At 68.8% G+C, this 16509-nt stretch carries 14 protein-coding genes; 9 read left to right on the top strand and 5 right to left on the bottom strand.

Annotation, left to right across the window (positions count from 1 at the left end; all coding sequences use genetic code 11):
* Window positions 1-51: 51 nt before the first annotated feature.
* A complete protein-coding gene (locus tag NY1_RS27175; protein ID WP_067719276.1) occupies window positions 52-2100 on the top strand; it encodes a M3 family metallopeptidase in 2049 nt (682 codons plus the stop codon).
* Between the two features lie 105 nt (window positions 2101-2205).
* Window positions 2206-3669: a glyceraldehyde-3-phosphate dehydrogenase gene (locus NY1_RS27170; RefSeq protein WP_067719598.1), complete on the top strand. Its 1464-nt coding sequence runs from the start codon at window positions 2206-2208 to the stop codon at window positions 3667-3669.
* Window positions 3670-3682: 13 nt separating this feature from the next.
* Here the strand turns inward: NY1_RS27170 and NY1_RS45315 are convergent, their stop codons facing one another.
* Complete coding sequence (locus tag NY1_RS45315; RefSeq protein ID WP_067719273.1) at window positions 3683-4723, bottom strand: CAP domain-containing protein; 1041 nt, start codon at window positions 4721-4723, stop codon at window positions 3683-3685.
* Window positions 4724-4926: 203 nt separating this feature from the next.
* Here NY1_RS45315 and NY1_RS27160 point away from each other — a divergent pair, with 203 nt between their 5' ends.
* Window positions 4927-5397 carry an RDD family protein gene (locus NY1_RS27160; RefSeq protein ID WP_067719270.1) on the top strand — a complete coding sequence of 157 codons (471 nt, stop codon included), beginning with the start codon at window positions 4927-4929 and terminating at the stop codon, window positions 5395-5397.
* 39 nt (window positions 5398-5436) lie between these two features.
* Here NY1_RS27160 and NY1_RS27155 read toward each other — a convergent pair whose 3' ends face one another.
* The gene (locus NY1_RS27155) at window positions 5437-6336 is read right to left on the bottom strand and encodes a MerR family transcriptional regulator (RefSeq protein ID WP_218028429.1); all 900 of its coding nucleotides are present in this window, start codon (window positions 6334-6336) and stop codon (window positions 5437-5439) included.
* 100 nt (window positions 6337-6436) lie between these two features.
* Here NY1_RS27155 and NY1_RS27150 point away from each other — a divergent pair, with 100 nt between their 5' ends.
* Complete coding sequence (locus tag NY1_RS27150) at window positions 6437-7066, top strand: maleylpyruvate isomerase family mycothiol-dependent enzyme (protein ID WP_067719268.1); 630 nt, start codon at window positions 6437-6439, stop codon at window positions 7064-7066.
* 95 nt (window positions 7067-7161) lie between these two features.
* Complete coding sequence (locus tag NY1_RS27145; RefSeq protein ID WP_084535377.1) at window positions 7162-8037, top strand: 1-acyl-sn-glycerol-3-phosphate acyltransferase; 876 nt, start codon at window positions 7162-7164, stop codon at window positions 8035-8037.
* A gap of 13 nt (window positions 8038-8050) precedes the next feature.
* On the opposite strand, the gene NY1_RS27140 is transcribed toward NY1_RS27145, so the two are convergent.
* A complete protein-coding gene (locus NY1_RS27140; protein WP_067719590.1) occupies window positions 8051-8992 on the bottom strand; it encodes a cutinase family protein in 942 nt (313 codons plus the stop codon).
* 548 nt (window positions 8993-9540) lie between these two features.
* A complete protein-coding gene (locus tag NY1_RS27135; RefSeq protein WP_067719265.1) occupies window positions 9541-10272 on the bottom strand; it encodes a DUF7873 family protein in 732 nt (243 codons plus the stop codon).
* 69 nt (window positions 10273-10341) lie between these two features.
* Between NY1_RS27135 and NY1_RS27130 the strand changes: the two genes are divergently transcribed.
* The 3 genes from NY1_RS27130 (at window position 10342) to gnd (ending at window position 14512) form a co-directional block, all read left to right on the top strand.
* Window positions 10342-11115 carry a hypothetical protein gene (locus NY1_RS27130; RefSeq protein ID WP_157762498.1) on the top strand — a complete coding sequence of 258 codons (774 nt, stop codon included), beginning with the start codon at window positions 10342-10344 and terminating at the stop codon, window positions 11113-11115.
* A gap of 97 nt (window positions 11116-11212) precedes the next feature.
* Window positions 11213-12925: a histidine ammonia-lyase gene (hutH, locus tag NY1_RS42185; RefSeq protein WP_084535376.1), complete on the top strand. Its 1713-nt coding sequence runs from the start codon at window positions 11213-11215 to the stop codon at window positions 12923-12925.
* A gap of 144 nt (window positions 12926-13069) precedes the next feature.
* On the top strand, window positions 13070-14512 hold the full coding sequence (gene gnd / locus NY1_RS27120; RefSeq protein WP_067719260.1) for an NADP-dependent phosphogluconate dehydrogenase: 1443 nt from the start codon (window positions 13070-13072) through the stop codon (window positions 14510-14512).
* Window positions 14513-14557: 45 nt separating this feature from the next.
* On the opposite strand, the gene NY1_RS27115 is transcribed toward gnd, so the two are convergent.
* Window positions 14558-15454 carry a cutinase family protein gene (locus tag NY1_RS27115; RefSeq protein WP_174567225.1) on the bottom strand — a complete coding sequence of 299 codons (897 nt, stop codon included), beginning with the start codon at window positions 15452-15454 and terminating at the stop codon, window positions 14558-14560.
* Window positions 15455-15632: 178 nt separating this feature from the next.
* Here NY1_RS27115 and NY1_RS27110 point away from each other — a divergent pair, with 178 nt between their 5' ends.
* Window positions 15633-16490, top strand: coding sequence for a class I SAM-dependent methyltransferase (locus NY1_RS27110; protein WP_067719254.1), 858 nt, complete (start codon window positions 15633-15635; stop codon window positions 16488-16490).
* Window positions 16491-16509: the final 19 nt, after the last annotated feature.

Raw genomic sequence — 16509 nt, 5'->3', positions numbered from 1 at the left:
GAATCCCGCGGCCGGAACCGCCCGGACCGCTTCCAGCCGTAGGGTTGCGCTATGGCGAGCAACCCCTTCTTCGAGCGCAGCGCGCTGCCGTATGAGCTTCCGCCGTTCGCGGAGATCGAGGACGAGCATTATCTGCCCGCGTTCGAGCGGGGGATGGCCGAGCAGCTGGCGGAGATCGCGGCGATCACCGGGGCGGCGGAAGCGCCTTCGTTCACGAATACGGTTGAGGCGCTGGAGCGTTCGGGAGCGGTGCTGCGGCGGGTGGCGCGGGCGTTCTTCAATGTGGCCTCCTCGGATTCGAGTGCGCGGATCCGGGAGATCGAGGCGGAGATCTCGCCGCGATGGGCGGCGCACGAGGACGCCATCAACCTCGACGGCGCGCTGTTCGAGCGGGTCGAAGCGTTGTACGAGCGGCGCGGGGAGCTCGGGCTCGATGCCGAGCAGGTGCGGTTGGTCGAGCAGTACCGGTTGCAGTTCGTGCGGGCGGGGGCGCGGCTGGACGCGGGGGAGCAGGCGCGGTTGCGGGAGCTCAATGCCGAACTCGCCGTGGCGGCAACGGAGTTCAAGCAGAACAATCTGGCCGATACCAATGCCGCGACCTTGATCTTGGATAGCGAAGCCGAGGTGGCCGGGCTGGCGAGCGGGGCGGTCACGGCCGCGGCGGAGAACGCCCGCACGCTCGGGCACGAGGGCGCGTGGGCGCTGAGTCTGCAGAACGTGTCGAATCAGCCGGTGCTGGCGCAGCTTGCCGACCGATCGGTCCGCGAGCGCATGATGACCGCCTCGCTGGAGCGCGGTTTCGACGCGGCGGGCGGCAATGCCCGGCTGGCCGTCCGGATGGCGGAACTGCGCGCCGAACGCGCCGCCCTGCTCGGCTACCCGGACCACGCGGCGTACACCGTCGAGGATCAGACCGCCCGAACCGTCACGGCGGTGGAAGAGATGCTGGCGCAACTGGTTCCGCCCGCCGTCGCCAATGCCGAACGCGAGGCCGCCGAGCTCACCGCGGTCCTGCGCGCCGCCACCGGCGATCCGGATGCCGAACTGCGCTCCTGGGATTGGCAGTTCTGGTCGGAAAAGGTACGCGCGGAACAGTTCTCGGTCGACGCCGAGGAACTGCGCCCCTACTTCGAACTCGAACGCGTCCTGCGCGACGGCGTATTCTTCGCGGCCGGAGAGGTTTACGGCATCACCTTCGAAGAGCGCCCGGACCTGACCGGCTATCACCCCGAAGTGCGGGTGTTCGAGGTCTTCGACCGCGATGGTTCCGGTCTGGGCCTGTTCCTCGGCGACTTTTTCGCCCGGCCGTCCAAACGCGGCGGCGCCTGGAACCGCTCGCTGGTCACCCAGTCGGAACTGCTCGGAACCAAGCCGGTGGTGGTCAACAATCTCAATATCGTGAAACCGCCGAAAGCTGAACCGGCACTGCTGACCTGGGAGAACGTCCGCACCCTGTTCCACGAGTTCGGGCACGCCCTGCACTGCCTGTTCTCGCGGGTCCGGTACCCGTTCTTCTCCGGCACCGCGGTGCCGCGCGATTTCGTGGAATTCCCGTCGCAGGTCAACGAGATGTGGATGGCCCGCCCCGAAATCCTGGCCAACTACGCCAGGCACGTCGAGACCGGTGCGCCCATGCCCGCCGCCTTGGCCGAGCGCATGCTGGCCGCCGGCCGGTTCGGCGAAGGCTTCCGCACCGTCGAATACCTCGCCGCCGCCCTGCTGGACTGGGCCTGGCATCGCCTGCCCGCCGGCGCGGCGGCCGGACTCGATGCCGCCGAGTTCGAAGCCGAAGCGCTGCGCCGGGCCGGCGTCGCGCTCGCCGCCATCCCGCCCCGTTATCGCACCGCCTACTTCTCGCATATTTTCGCGGGCGGCTACGCGGCCGGTTACTACTCCTACATCTGGAGCGAGGTGCTCGACGCCGACACCGTGCGCTGGTTCGACGAGGGCGACGCGACGCTGCGCGAGAAGGGCGACGCGTTCCGGCGCGAATTGCTTTCTCGCGGTGGATCGGTCGATCCGCTCGCCGCGTTCGAGGCCTTCCGCGGCCGCCCGCCGCGCATCGAACCGCTGTTGATCCGCCGCGGTCTGACGGTGTGACCTGGGTCGCGCTCCAGCTCACAAGGGGGAACCGGGCGGATGTGAAAATGCGGGGCTGACTAGCATCGATCACGGTAGAGATCAAGGGAACCCCGAGGACTTGTGTTGACTAACGACCATCTTGACCGCTGGAACGCTCACGAGGCTGCCGCGGAGGCGATGATTCCGATCATCGGGCGGCTGTACCGCGAGAAGGGGGTGACGATCCTGCTGCACAGCCGGTCGCTGGTGAACAAGTCGGTGATCAGCATTCTGCGCACGCACCGGTTCGCGCGCCAGATCGAGGGCGAAGAGCTGTCGATCGACGAGACGCTGCCCTTCCTCGAGGTGCTCAGCACGCTGGACCTCGGCTCGTCCAAGATCGACCTCGGCCGCCTGGTGATGGCCTACCGCGCTGACGAGCGCGGGCTGTCCATCCCCGAGTTCACCGCGGACGTGCTGGCCGGCATCACCGGCGGCAACAAGGCCGAGCCGCAGGGTCCCCGCGATGTGGTGCTGTACGGCTTCGGCCGCATCGGCCGCCTGGTGGCGCGCCTGCTGATCGAGAAGACCGGTTCCGGCAACGGCTTGAACCTGCGCGCCGTGGTGGTGCGCAAGGGCGGCGAGGGCGACCTGGTCAAGCGCGCGTCGCTGCTGCGCCGGGACTCGGTGCACGGGCAGTTCAACGGCACCATCAAGGTCGATGCCGAGAACAGCGCCATCATCGCCAACGGCAATGTCATCAAGTTCATCTACAGCAACGACCCCGCCGCCATCGACTACACCGAGTACGGGATCGACAATGCGATCCTGATCGACAACACCGGTAAGTGGCGTGACCGCGAGGGCCTGGCTCAGCACCTGCGTCCGGGCGTCGCCAAGGTGCTGCTGACCGCGCCCGGCAAGGGCGACGTGCCGAATATCGTGCACGGCGTCAACCACCTGGGTCTGGATCAGACCGAGCAGATCGTGTCGTGCGCGTCCTGCACCACCAATGCGATCGTGCCGCCGCTGAAGGCGATGGACGACGAGTTCGGCATCGTGCGCGGGCACGTCGAGACGGTGCACTCGTTCACCAACGACCAGAACCTCCTGGACAACTTCCACAAGGCCGATCGCCGTGGCCGGTCCGCGCCGTTCAACCTGGTGCTCACCGAGACCGGCGCGCAGTCCGCGGTGAAGAAGGCCATGCCGGACTTCCAGGCCAAGATCACCGGCAGCTCGATTCGCGTTCCCACGCCGGATGTTTCGGTGGCGATCCTGAACCTGCAGCTCAAGCGGGAGACCACCCGGACCGAGGTGCTGGAGTACCTGCGTCAGGTGTCGCTGTCGGGTCCGCTGAGCCGCAATCTGGACTACACCGCGGCCACCGATGTGGTGTCGAGCGACTTCATCGGCTCGCGTGCGGCGTCCATCGTGGATGCGAACGCCGCCATCATCGACGGCGACACCGCGATCCTCTACCTCTGGTACGACAACGAATTCGGCTACTCCTGCCAGGTGGTGCGGACCGTGCAGTACATCTCGGGCATCGAGTACCCGACCTACCCGCAGCTGGGCGCGGTCGCCGAGGTGCCCGCGCTGGCCTGAGCGCGCTGAGGTCTCACCAGGCCGCGCCGAAGAGCTGAGTCCAATGCTCGCCGGCGCGGCCTACCCCTATATGGGTGAAATCGGGCAGCAGAATATTGGCGCGATGGCCGGGGCTGTTCATCCAGCCGTCCACCACCTCCCGCGCACTGCGCTGCCCCCACGCGATGTTCTCGGCGATGCCGCGAAAGTCGATGTGCGCGGCCGCGGTTCGGTCCCACGGCTGCGCGCCCTCGGGGGAGGTGTGCGCGAAATACCCGCGCCTGATCATGTCGGCGCTGTGCGCCCGCGCCACCTCGCTCAGCCGGGGGTCGTGGGTGAGCGGCGGCAGTCCGGCGGCGGCGCGCGCGGCATTGGTCAGCGCGATGACGTCGGCGATATCTCGTTCTGGCGCAACATGATCGGGGCCGCCCCGGCCGGACGGGGGCGGGGCGGGCGTGCCCTGACCGGATATGCGCTGAACCGACGTGTGTCGGGCAGGCGTGCCATGACCGGGTGCGTGTCGAGCGGGCGTGCCATGGCCAGGCATGCGTTGAGTGGGTGTGCCTTGACCAGGCATGCGTTGAGCGGGGGTCCCGGGGCCGGAGTCACCCGGGTCGGTGACCACGACGCCGAAATCGCGTGCCACACCGGCCAATCCGTCGTCGTACCCTTGGCCGAGCGCGCGTATCCGCCATTCGGCATCGCGTCGGTAGACCTCGGCCAGCAGCATCGCGCGTTCCCGGACCGGGACCGGGGTGGTGAAACGCAGGTCCAGGTCGTTGCCGGTGATGGTCAGCGTCGGCCGGGCCAATGGAGCGTGTGCGGTCTCGGGGCTGGCGACCAGGGTGAGGCGGGCGGCTCCGGGGCGCAGCCGCGACCGATCCAGGGTGACGGAATTGCCGGACAGTCGCACACCGGGCGCGGCCGGCTGGTTGTAGAACACGAAATCCGCGTCGCCCGACACCTTTCCGGTCGCGCCGGTGATCACCACCGACAGATCGAACGGCCCCGGCACCCGCAGGGTGAGCACGCCGCCGGGCAATGCCAGCACGCCGCCGGCCACCAGATCCCGCACCGTTCACCCTCCGCCGGAGCCTGTCGGAGGCATCGGACGAACCCCCGCCTTCGAGGATTCCACGATCCGCCGGCGCGAGCCGGTGCGCGGCCGCGGATTCAGGGTCGGAGTGGGGGTGTTCCCGGATGCTGGCGACCCCGTGACCAGCACAGAATGGAATGAAAGCCGGTCGAAGACCGCAAGATTCCGCATTGGGAGGAACGATGACCGCCGGTGGTTACCAGCCCTACTTCGGGCAGACGGCCGGGGCGACCCCGGCCGGGATCGGCAGTCGCGCTGCCGCCAGGTTCATCGATTGGATCATCGCCCTCGTCGTCGGCGGGATCCTGTTCTGGCTGCTGGACGTCGTGGCCGATGCGCCGCGCTGGATCTCGGTGCTGCCGGGCGCCGGATTCGGCTTCCTGTACTTCGTGTTCTTCGAGGTGAGCAGCGGCGCCACCCCGGGCAAGAAACTGCTCGGCCTGCACGTGCACGGCGCGGGCGGCGCGGCCAAACCCAGCCTCGCCGAATCGGCCAAGCGCAATGCGTACATGCTGCTCAACCTGATTCCCTGGTTCGGCGGCATGCTGTGGTTCTTCGCCGCCATCGCCATCGGGGTGACGGTGAGCGCGAGCTCCACCAAGCAGGGCTGGCACGACAATTTCGCGGGCGGCACCCAGGTGGTCAAGCGCTGAGACGGCGAATCCGCCACGCCCGCCCGTTGATTCGCCGGTTCACCGGCCGGCCTGCTCGGTGCTCCAGCGCTCGAGTGCCTGGAGCAGCCAGTGCAGGGCGGCCCCGGTCGTGGTGGTCCCGGTGATTTCGGTGGTGAGCCGCCAGTAGCGGTGGATGGCCGGGTGGTCGGCGGCGGGACCGGCGAGGAGTTCGCGACGCAGGTCGGGGGTGTCGCGGGTGCGGCGGGCGGCGGCATGGGCCGCGACGAAGCCGTCGAGTTCGGGGCCCGGAATCGGTTGCGCGCCCGCGGCACACAGGGCGTCGACGGATTCGCAGGCGGCGGCCACGCCGGTGACGAGGGTGAGTTTGTCGGGGATGGCGGCGCGCTCGGTGCGCCAGAGCTGGCGGGCGGTGGCGGTGGTCCAGGTGGGGTCGGCGCTGCGGGTCAGTTCGGCGTAGGCCACCACCTGCCGGGGCGTCGGGGCGTCGGGCGGGCGGGGGATGTTCATGGTGACGAAGCCGTCGAACAGAGCCGGTGGGAGCGGATGCAGCAGCGCCTTCCAGCTCCGGATCAGATCGACGTAGGCGCGGTGGCGATCCTGCACGGCGGCGAGCAATTCCACGCGGGCGGGACGATCGGCGGGCGGGGCGTCCTCGACGGCGCGGAGCGAGGCCCGCCGCCAGGCGAGCCTGCCGAGTTCGGTGTCGAGGGCGGTGCGCTCGGCGGTGACGGCCTCGTCGATGGTCAGTGTGCCCGCGAGGATTTCGACGATGGCGGGCAGGCTCAGGCCGAGGGCGCGCAGGCGGCGGATCAGCAGTACCTGGTCGACGGCTACGGCCGCGTCGAACATGCGATGGCCGCCGCCGCTGCGCCGCGCTTCCAGAATGCCGTTGTCGCAATAGAAGCGGAGCGTGCGGACCGGGACGCCGGTCAGCTGCGACAGTTCGCCGATGCTCACGCGAGCCGCGCGAAGTGTGTTCTCGGTCACAATCTCTGGAACCTCCACCTGGGTGGAGTTTTTAGCCTACTGGAACACCCACCGGGACAAGGAGCTACGCATGACCGAGAACGCCGCACTCAGCATCGAACAGACCTGGCAGGCGGTCGCGGCCGAACGCGCCGGCTTGGTCGAACTGCTGGAGTCGCTGTCGGAAGCGCAATGGGACCATCCGTCGCTGTGCGAGGGCTGGCGGGTGCGCGAGGTGGTCGCGCACATCGTGCTGTCCACCAACCCGAGCTTCGGCGCCATCCTGTTCAATCTCATTCGCGCGCGGGGCAATCTGGACCGCACCATCCGCGACACCGCCATCCGCCTGGCCGCCCGCACCCCCGCCCGCGAACTGCTCGCCGAACTCCGCGACGGCATCGGCGCACAGGTCACCGTCATCGGCACCACCCCCGCCGACCGTCTGATGGACCTGCTGGTGCACGGCCAGGACATCGCGATTCCGCTCGGCATCCCCCGCGAAATGCCGCTCCCCGCCGCCCGATCCGCCATCGAGCGCATCTGGACGATGGGCGCGCCCTTCCACGTCCGTCGGCATTTTGCCGGAAAACGGCTGGTGGCCACCGATATCGAATGGTCGGGCGGCGACGGCCCCGCCGTGATCACCGGCCCGATCTCGGCTCTGCTGCTGCTGTCGACCGGGCGCGAGCAGGCTGCCCGGTCGGAGCTCACCGGCTCCTGACTCGCGGCCGCAAGCCGTTTGCCGCGGCGCAGGGCGGGTAGGTGCTCGATGGTGCAGGAACCAGCGGCATGCGGGCAGGAAGTGAGGTCGGTCGAATGCGAACACCGTGGCAGGGGGCTTCGCCGGTGGATGCGGTGGCGGGGTGGATGCGGGGGCTGGTGCCGCGGGGGGATCTGGCGGCGCGGGATCCGGAATTCATCGCGCGCACGGTCGATCTCGGCTGGCGGCTGGTGCGGGTGTACTTCCGGGCGGAGGTCAGGGGAATCGAGAAGGTGCCGGCGGCGGGGCCGGTATTGCTGGTGGGCAACCATTCCGGCGGGATCACCGCGCCGGAGGTGCCGATCACGGCGCTGGCCTTCTTCCGGCAGTTCGGGCCCGAGCGGGCGTTCTATCAGCTCGCGCACGATCTGGTGGTGTCCGCGCCGGGGGTGGGGACGCTCGCGCGCAAGTACGGGACCCTCGCCGCCGCGCCGGAGAACGCCCGGGCCGCCCTGCGGATGGGGGCGGCGGTGCTGGTGTATCCGGGCGGGGACTGGGAGGTGATGCGGCCGACCAGCGAATCCGACCGCATCGACTTCGCGGGCCGGAAGGGGTTCCTGCGCTTGGCATTGGAGGAAGGGGTGCCGATCGTGCCGGTGGTGACCATCGGCGGGCAGGAGACGCTGTTCATCCTCACGCGCGGCGACCGGATAGCGCGGGCCCTGCGCCTGGATCGGCTGGCGCGGGTGAAGGTGTTCCCGATTTCGCTGGCGCTGCCGTGGGGCCTCAATCTCGGGGACGCGTTCGGGCACATCCCGCTACCGGCGAAGGTGGTGGTGGAGTTCCGCGATCCCATCGATCTGCCGGATGAGCTCGAGGCCGCCGGGCACGAACCCGATGATCTCGACGCGGCCTACGAGCTCGTCACCGGTCGTATGCAGTGTCATCTCTCCGAACTGGCCGAGGAACGGACGCTGCCGGTCCTCGGCTGAATCGCCCTGCGGGTCAGGGCGCTTCGTTCGCGGCGTCGGCCAGCCAGTTGTGCAGCCAGCCGGTGGCGGTGGCGCCGTTCGGATCGACGATGTAGCGCGGGTAGGACTGATGGATGCCGGATTTGAGGAAATCCTGCACCTGTTTGACCCACTGCTCGCCCGCCGGATTCTCGGCCGGGGCGGACAGGATGGCATTGCTGCCGGGGATGAGCGCCTCGGCCAGGATCGATTGCAGGGTGAAGGCGTAATTGGGGATCTGCAACGGATCCGGGGCCGAGAGCTGGGTGGCGAAACCGGCGAAGCGCCCGGCCAGATCGTCGTTCGGGACCGAGCAGTAAAGGTCGCCCTCCGCGCAGAAGGTGCGGACCTTCGGGCTCAGCCAGCCGAAGCCGCCGACCCGCGCGCCGCCCGCGCCCGCGCCGGGGACGGCCGGGCCGACCAGGGCGTCGGTGGGGGAGCGGCGGGGATCGGAGACCAGGCCGACGGCGGCCACCCGATCCGGGTTGACCACGCCGAGCCCGGTGCCGATCTCGGCGGCCAGATCACCGGCCGCGTCCGCGCCCTGGCTGTAGCCGATGATCGCGAAACGCGTGGCGGCGCAGCGCGATGCCATGCCCGCGATCATGGCGCGGGCATTGTTGACGGCCTCGCGCTTGGAGCGCCCGTACACCTCGCCCTCCCAGGGCAGGGCGGTGGCCGCGTAGCTGACGTAGTCGGTGCGGACCTTGCCGGCGGGCAGGCCGCGGGTGACCTGGGCGAGCATGCCCTGGCCGGGATCGTCCCGGGAGGTTTCCCAGGTGCCCGGCACGGCTATGACATTGAGTCCGGGGCAATCGGCGGGCGCCGCGGCCGCGGGTGGCGCTCCGGTTGCCGAGAGGATGCCGGCGGCGGTCGCCAGGACCGCGGTGACCGCGCCGCAGGCGGTTTTGAAGGATCGCGTTGTTCGAAAGGACAAGGTCCACACCCCTTGTTTCTGAACGATCGGTTGCGCGTCCCAGCGAAGATACCAAAGAAACAGAATGGTCTGATCGTTTGCTGGCAGGAAAACGCCGCGTGGCTGCGGTCGGTAACGCAAAGTTCGCTTACCGGACAAACTTCCGCTGTGGGGAGAGATTGGGGAAACCCCGGGGACTAGCCTGCCCCGGGGCTTCGGTGGCCGCCCAATTGCGGCACGCCGACACGTTTAAGAACGGACTCAGTGTGAAGTTGACCGGCGCTCTACGTTTGAAGCTACGGCCCAATGAGTGGCTGGGCCGGCGGGAGTTGAACCCGCAACCTCCGGTTGAAAAGTCGGTTCTCTCGATTCGGCGTTCGGCGGCGAATGCTGAAACTGGAGCGATAACGTGAGTTTGAAGGCGGTGGCGCCTCTACCGTTGGGCTATCCCGCCGGGTGGTGGCGGGAGGAGGACTCGAACCTCCACTGGACCGTTGTGCCTGTCACATTGAACTTCTGATTCAGCTTGCGCTCCTGGCGCGACACCGACACTAGCCGGTGCCGGCCGGTCAGCCAAACAAATATCCGAAGACCTGCTCGCCGAACTTGCGCTGCTCGATCTCGGCGTTGTTCGCCTCCTCACGCGCGAACTTCACTGCCTGCTGGAGCTTTTCGACGCGCTCGGTCAATTCGTTCACACGCTTGGCCGGCAGCGCGCCGGAGAACTTGATGGTGCGCCAGTAACCCACCACCACGTCCTCGTGATACACCTCCACCTGCGCCGGATGCTTCTCCGTCGCTTCGGCTTTCACGTGATTGCGCGGAATCTTCTTGGTGCGCACCGTCTGCACGGGTTCGGTGGCGTAGCAGTCGGCCGAGGCGTCGTACTCCCAATGCTCGGCGGCATCGAGCACCGGCAGCTTGCGCACGAAGGTGTGCAGATCCACCAGCTGCTTCTCCAGGAACAGCAGGTAGGTGACCGGGGCGCCGGCGATCAAGGTGCGGCCGTCGACCACCACGTCGGCCTTGGCGGTGGTGTTGGCCCAATCCTTGGTCGCCACCACATCGAAGAGTTTGGTCAGAATGTCCGCCGTGGTCTTCAGCACCTCCTCGGACTTCACCTGCACGCGCGTCGATTCCGGCGGAAGCTGCTCGCCCTCTTCGTCCTTGGGGCGATAGGTGCGCGAAATGCCGCTCAGCAGCGGGTTTTTGGCCAGCCGGTGATGGGCCTCGGTGAGTTCGGAGAAGGTACGGGACTTGATCCCTTTCTCTACGGCGACAATCTGATTCAAACGTGTCATGGCGGCGACTGTAGTGCCGGTCGAGGCCGGTCGGCCAGGGATTTTCGGGCGGTCGTTATGATCTCCGGCATGGGGAGGAAATCCGCACTCAGCTCGCTGTTCGCCGCCACCGCCGTCCTGGTCGCGGGGTGTGACAGCGCCGTCGGAGTGGAGGATGCCGGTGCCCGCCACGAAGCCGGGACCTCGGCGGCGGTCACCACCACCACGACGCCGGTTGCCGCCGCGCCGCCCGCCGGATCTCCCACGGCGGCAACGAGTTCGGCGCCGGCCGGGCCGGTGCGGCTGAAGCCGGACGACGCCTCGGGCCTGACCTTCGAATGGCGCGAGAGCGGATCCGGCCGGACCGGGACGATCACCATCGACGTGTTCGCGGCGAACGGCCGCCGAGTGCAGACCATCACCGAACCGGATGCCGAACTGCGCCAGACCAAGCCGGCCTTGAAGGACACCGACGGTGACGGCCGCGACGAGCTGATCGTGCCGGTGGAATTCGGTGCGTACTGGACCCGCAACGCGGTGTACCGCTCCGCCGGTGACGGACAGGACTTCCTCCGCGCGGGCGCGATCACCGGCGACGGCTTCAACCCCACCGCCGACGGCTACACCCTGGTGGCGAAGCGGAATCCGCCCACGCAGTGGAACTACACCTTCCTGGTCTACGAGAACAACGAGCTCGTGCCGGTGATCGAAGTGTCGGAACGCGCTCTGGCGGTCGACGCGAGCAATCGGATCACCGAGAAGGAATGCGTGATCGAGCAACTCCCGAGCCTCGCCGCTACCGGCTACGCCACTCGCGAAGCTGCCCGCCTGCACTTCTGCGCCGAGATCGCAGCCACCCGATAGAGCTCGCGCCGGGCGCGCTCTGCCGGCGGCCGAAATAAGTGGGACGAATTCCTCGCGCCTGCTCGATCTTCCGCGCCGGACCGGCTGGAATGGCTGGATGACGCGAATCGGGCAAGAGCGGTTGCTGGTCGGTGCGACACCCCTGCGGCGGGATCAGGTGGTCGCCGTCGCGCGGGGCGGTGCGGGGGTGACGCTCGAGGAGGCCGCCCTGGATCGCCTGCGCGAGGTCCGCGGCCGCATCGACGAACTCGCCGAAAGCCCGAAGCCGGTGTACGGGGTGTCGACCGGGTTCGGGGCCCTGGCGCTGCGGCACATTCCCGCCGATCGACGAATCGACCTGCAGCGCTCGCTGATTCGGTCGCACGCCGCCGGAGCCGGTACTCCCGTGGAACCCGAAGTCGTCCGCGCCATGATGCTCCTGCGCCTGCGCACCCTCATGAGCGGCCACACCGGCGTCCGCGTGGAAACCGCCCAGGCCCTCGCCGGGCTGCTCGACAACGGCATCGTGCCGGTGGTGCACGAGTACGGATCCCTCGGCTGCTCAGGCGATCTCGCTCCGTTGGCGGCCGTCGCGCTGGCATTGATGGGTGAGGGCGAGGTGCTGACCGACAGTGCCGCCGCGTATTCGGACGACGCTCCCGGCCAACTGCTGCCGACCGCGGCGCGGCTGTTCACGGACCCGGATCTCCGCGACCCGCGCCCCGACGACTCCGGCCGGCCGCGTACCGATGCCGCCGCCCGCCCGCTCGCCGAGATACCGCCGATTCCGGAGGCGATCGGCTGGCAACCCGCCTACACCCGCCCGGCCGCCGAGGCGCTCGCCGCCGCGGGCCTGGAGCCACTGGTGCTCGCGGAGAAGGAGGGCCTCGCGCTGACGAACGGCACCGACGGCATGCTGGCCATGCTGCTACTGGCCATCGACGATCTGCACACGCTCCTCGACGTCGCCGACCTCACCGCGGCCATGAGCGTGGAGGCGCTGCTCGGCACGGACCGGGTGTTCGCCGCGGATCTGCAAGCGCTGCGCCCGCATCCGGGCCAGGCCCGCTCCGCCTCGCACATGCGCACGGCGCTCGCGGGTTCGGAGATCATGGCCAGCCACCGCGGGGACGACTGCCCGCGCGTGCAGGACGCGTACTCGCTGCGCTGCGCCCCGCAGGTGCACGGCGCGGCGCGGGACACCCTCGCGCACGCCGAGCTGGTCGCCGAACGCGAATTGGCTTCCGCCATCGACAATCCGGTGGTCCTGGATGACGGCCGGGTGGAATCGAACGGCAATTTCCACGGCGCACCCGTGGGTTACGTGCTGGACTTCCTCGCGATCGCGGTGGCCGACGTGGCGAGCATCGCCGAACGCCGCACCGACCGCATGCTGGATGTGCATCGCTCGCACGGTCTTCCGCCGTTCCTGGCCGACGACCCGGGCGTGGACTCGGGCTACATGATCGCCCAGTACACCCAGGCGGGCACGGTGTCGGAGCTCAAGCGCCTCGCCGTCCCGGCCTCCGTGGACTCCATCCCCTCCAGCGCCATGCAGGAAGACCACGTCTCGATGGGCTGGTCCGCCGCCCGCAAGCTGCGCCGCGCGGTCGACGGCCTCACCACCGTGCTGGCCATCGAACTGCTCACCGCCGCCCGCGCCCTGGATCTGCGCGCCCCGCTGGAACCGGCCGCCGTCACCGCGGCCGCCCGTGACCTGGTGCGCTCCCGGGTGGCCGGTCCCGGCCCGGACCGGCACCTGGCTCCCGATATCGCGGCGGTGGTCGAACTCGTCCGGTCCGGGGCGTTCGGGATGCTGCTCGCGGAGTAAGCGGGCGGGGCGGATACCCCGGGACGGTATTCGGGGGTGCCGGGTGACCGGGTAGAAAAGGTGCAGGCGTCGTGGAGGGAATCCGGGATGCTGCCGTCACGAGCGGCTACGCAACTACACCTTCGAACGGAGTGAGGCTGTTTCATGGCGACCTCTGAAGCGCGCGCCCAGATCGGCGTTACCGGCCTGGCGGTCATGGGTTCCAATATCGCCCGGAACTTCGCCCGGCACGGGTACACCGTGGCCCTGCACAATCGCAGTGTCGGCAAGACCGACGCGCTGCTGGCCGAGCACGGCGGCGACGGCGATTTCGTGCGGACCGAGACCATCGAGGAATTCGTCGCCGCGCTGGAGAAGCCGCGCCGGGTGCTGATCATGGTGAAGGCGGGTGACGCCACCGACGCGGTGATCGAGGAACTCGCCGACGCGATGGAGCCCGGCGACATCATCATCGACGGCGGCAACGCGCTCTACACCGACACCATCCGCCGCGAGAAGGCGATGGCCGAGCGCGGCCTGAACTTCGTGGGCGCGGGCATCTCCGGTGGCGAGGAGGGCGCGCTCAACGGTCCGGCCATCATGCCGGGCGGTCCGAAGGAGTCCTACGAGTCGCTGGGCCCGCTGCTGGAAAGCATTGCGGCGCAGGTCGACGGCACCCCCTGCTGCACCCACATCGGACCCGACGGTTCCGGCCACTTCGTGAAGATGGTGCACAACGGCATCGAGTACGCCGATATGCAGCTCATCGGCGAGGCCTACCACCTGTTCCGCGACGCGCTGGGCTTCGACGCCAAGCAGATCGCGGACGTGTTCACCGACTGGAACTCCGGCGATCTGGAGTCCTACCTGGTGGAGATCACCGCCGAGGTGCTCAACCAGGTCGATGCCAAGACCGGCAAGCCCCTGGTCGATGTCATCGTCGATGCCGCCGAGCAGAAGGGCACCGGCCGCTGGACGGTCAAGTCCGCCCTCGATCTCGGCATCCCGGTGACGGGCATCGCCGAGGCCGTGTTCGCGCGCGCCCTGTCCGGTTCGCGCGCCCAGCGCAAGGCGGCCGTCGGCCTGGCTTCCGGTCAGCTGGCCGAAAAGCCCACGGACGTCACGCAATTCACCGAGGACATCCGGCAGGCGCTGTACGCGTCCAAGATCGTGGCGTACGCGCAGGGTTTCGATCAGATCGCGGCCGGTTCGGTGGAGTACGACTGGGATCTGAATCCCGGTGACATGGCGACCATCTGGCGTGGCGGCTGCATCATCCGCGCCCGGTTCCTGAACCGGATCAAGGAGGCGTACGAGCAGAACCCGCAGCTGCCGTCGCTGATCCTGGCCCCGTACTTCCGCGAGGCCATCGAGACCGCGATCGATTCCTGGCGGCGCGTGGTCGCCACCGCGACCCTGCTCGGCATCCCGGTGCCCGCCTTCGCCTCCTCGCTGTCGTACTACGACGCGCTGCGCGCGGAGCGGCTGCCGGCGGCGCTCACCCAGGGTCAGCGCGACTTCTTCGGCGCGCACACCTACGAGCGCATCGACGCCGAGGGCAAGTACCACACGCTGTGGAGCGGTGACCGCAGCGAAGTGCAGGCGTAAGAGCTCGGCGGAGCGGGTGTTCCGGATTCCGGAGCACCCGCTTTCTCATGCCAGGCCGGCGAGCCAGTCGTGCAGCCAGGCGGTCGCCGACGCCCCGCCCACGTCGTAACCGGCGTACGCGGTGTGCACCTGCGAGTTGTAGAACTGCTCGAAGGTCGCCTGCCGGTGCGCGTTCGCCTCGGGACTGAACTGCTGCTGCAGCACCGAGATCCCGCCGCCGGCCATCAGATCCTTCATGATGGCGTCGGCCTGCTGCTGATACAGCGTGACGTCGGTGATCGAAGCCTCCGACACCTGCGCCATCAGCCCCGCGAACCGCGTCACGAAATCCTCGGGCACCGTGGAACAGTAGAGATCCCCGATGGCGCAGATGGTCCGCACCCGGTCGGAGATGAACCCGAACCCGCCCGGCCGGCCGCCGCCCGCACCGGCCCCCGCGACCGCCGGGCCGACCAGGATATCGGTGGGCGCCCGCCGCGGATCCGAGATCAGCCCCACGGCCGCAACCCGATTCGGCGCGATCACGCCCGCACCGGTCCCCAGCTCGGCCGCCAGATCACCCGCCGCGTCGGCCCCTTGGCTGTACCCCAGCAACGCCACCCGGGTCCCCGCGCACCGCACCGCCATACTGGCGATCATCCCGCGCGCCGAATTGATGGCCACCGACTTCGAGCGCCCGTAAACCTGTCCCTCCCAGGGGAAAACGGTCGCCGGATAGGACACGTAATCGGTCCGCACGGTTCCCGGCAGACCATCGGTCACATACGACAGCATGCTGGGCCCCACCGTCGACCCATTGTTCTCCCAGGTCCCCGGAATGGCGACGACATACAGCCCCGGGCAACCGGTTTCGGCCGCGGCGGGCCCGCTCCCGGCGAGCACCGCCCCGGTCAAGGTGGCCGCGATGGCGCTCAGAGCCGCGATGATTTTCCGAGTGCGCATGAATTCTCCAGGTGCGGTGCGGACATCGAGCATGGGTTGCCGACATCGGGTGTCGGGCAACCGGATTCGGCGTTGAACCCCGGCGAAAATATCGTGCGACAAGACTAGCGCTCGCCGCCGTGCCGGTGTGGCGAAACCCATGGTCGATCCCCCTGTGTGCGGTGTTACGTTCGCTGGTATGCGCACCGGAGAGCCCAGCCGCACCGCACTGGCCACTGCCCATGCCCGCGCCTACCACCAGATCGCCCCCGACGAGCCCAGGATATTCACCGACCCGCTGGCGCCGCGCATACTCGGGCTGAATGTGACGGAATCGGCGGACCGGGACACGGCCACCCTCGAAACCGTCGATGACGGGGAGTTCCAGCGGCGGCGGCGCTGGTTCCTGGCGGCGCGGTCGCGATTCGCCGAAGAGACGGTGGCGTCGGCATATGCGGCGGGGACCCGCCAGGTGGTGATTCTCGGAGCCGGGCTGGATACCTTCGCCTACCGGAATCCGCATGCGGGGCTTCGGGTTTTCGAGGTCGACCATCCCGATACCCAAGGGTGGAAGCGGGAGCGGCTGGCCGAGACGGGGATCGAGGTGCCCGATACGGTGACTTTCGTACCGGTCGACTTCGAAACCCGCACGCTCGCCGATGGTTTGGCCGAGGTGGGGTTCGTGCGGTCGGAGCCGGTGGTGTTCGTGTGGCTGGGCGTCGTCATGTATCTGACCCGGGAGGCGCTGGACGGCACGTTCGGTTACCTTGCCGGACAGGGGGCGACGGTGCAGGTGGTCATCGACTATCTGTGCCCGGCCGGTAGTGCGGAAGAGCAGCGGGCATTGGACGCACGGGCCGCGCGGATCGCGGCGGTGGGGGAGCCCTGGCTGACCGCGCTGAGTCCCGGAGACATGGCGGAACTGCTGGGGCGGTTCGGGTTCACCGATATCGAGGATCTGAGCGCCCCCGAGCTGATCACGCGCTATACCGGCGGGGGCGGGGAAGCGGCCCGGAAACTGGCGACTTCGCACATCGTCCGGGCCGGGCGCGACTGATCACAGCCGCGCCCGGCCC

The sequence above is a fragment of the Nocardia yamanashiensis NBRC 100130 genome, assembly GCF_001613325.1.
In the GTDB taxonomy this organism is placed as follows: domain Bacteria; phylum Actinomycetota; class Actinomycetes; order Mycobacteriales; family Mycobacteriaceae; genus Nocardia; species Nocardia yamanashiensis.
This window is presented reverse-complemented; position numbering and strand designations above follow the sequence as displayed.

What these genes read in the sequence shown, in the direction of transcription:
- NY1_RS27110 (WP_067719254.1), top strand. Translation starts at nt 15,633, where the DNA reads ATGCGCACCGGAGAGCCCAGCCGCACCGCACTGGCCACTGCCCATGCC.
- hutH (WP_084535376.1), top strand. Translation starts at nt 11,213, where the DNA reads ATGACGCGAATCGGGCAAGAGCGGTTGCTGGTCGGTGCGACACCCCTG.
- NY1_RS27150 (WP_067719268.1), top strand. Translation starts at nt 6,437, where the DNA reads ATGACCGAGAACGCCGCACTCAGCATCGAACAGACCTGGCAGGCGGTC.
- NY1_RS27175 (WP_067719276.1), top strand. Translation starts at nt 52, where the DNA reads ATGGCGAGCAACCCCTTCTTCGAGCGCAGCGCGCTGCCGTATGAGCTT.
- gnd (WP_067719260.1), top strand. Translation starts at nt 13,070, where the DNA reads ATGGCGACCTCTGAAGCGCGCGCCCAGATCGGCGTTACCGGCCTGGCG.
- NY1_RS27115 (WP_174567225.1), bottom strand. Translation starts at nt 15,454, where the DNA reads ATGCGCACTCGGAAAATCATCGCGGCTCTGAGCGCCATCGCGGCCACC.
- NY1_RS27160 (WP_067719270.1), top strand. Translation starts at nt 4,927, where the DNA reads ATGACCGCCGGTGGTTACCAGCCCTACTTCGGGCAGACGGCCGGGGCG.
- NY1_RS27135 (WP_067719265.1), bottom strand. Translation starts at nt 10,272, where the DNA reads ATGACACGTTTGAATCAGATTGTCGCCGTAGAGAAAGGGATCAAGTCC.
- NY1_RS27130 (WP_157762498.1), top strand. Translation starts at nt 10,342, where the DNA reads ATGGGGAGGAAATCCGCACTCAGCTCGCTGTTCGCCGCCACCGCCGTC.
- NY1_RS27145 (WP_084535377.1), top strand. Translation starts at nt 7,162, where the DNA reads ATGCGAACACCGTGGCAGGGGGCTTCGCCGGTGGATGCGGTGGCGGGG.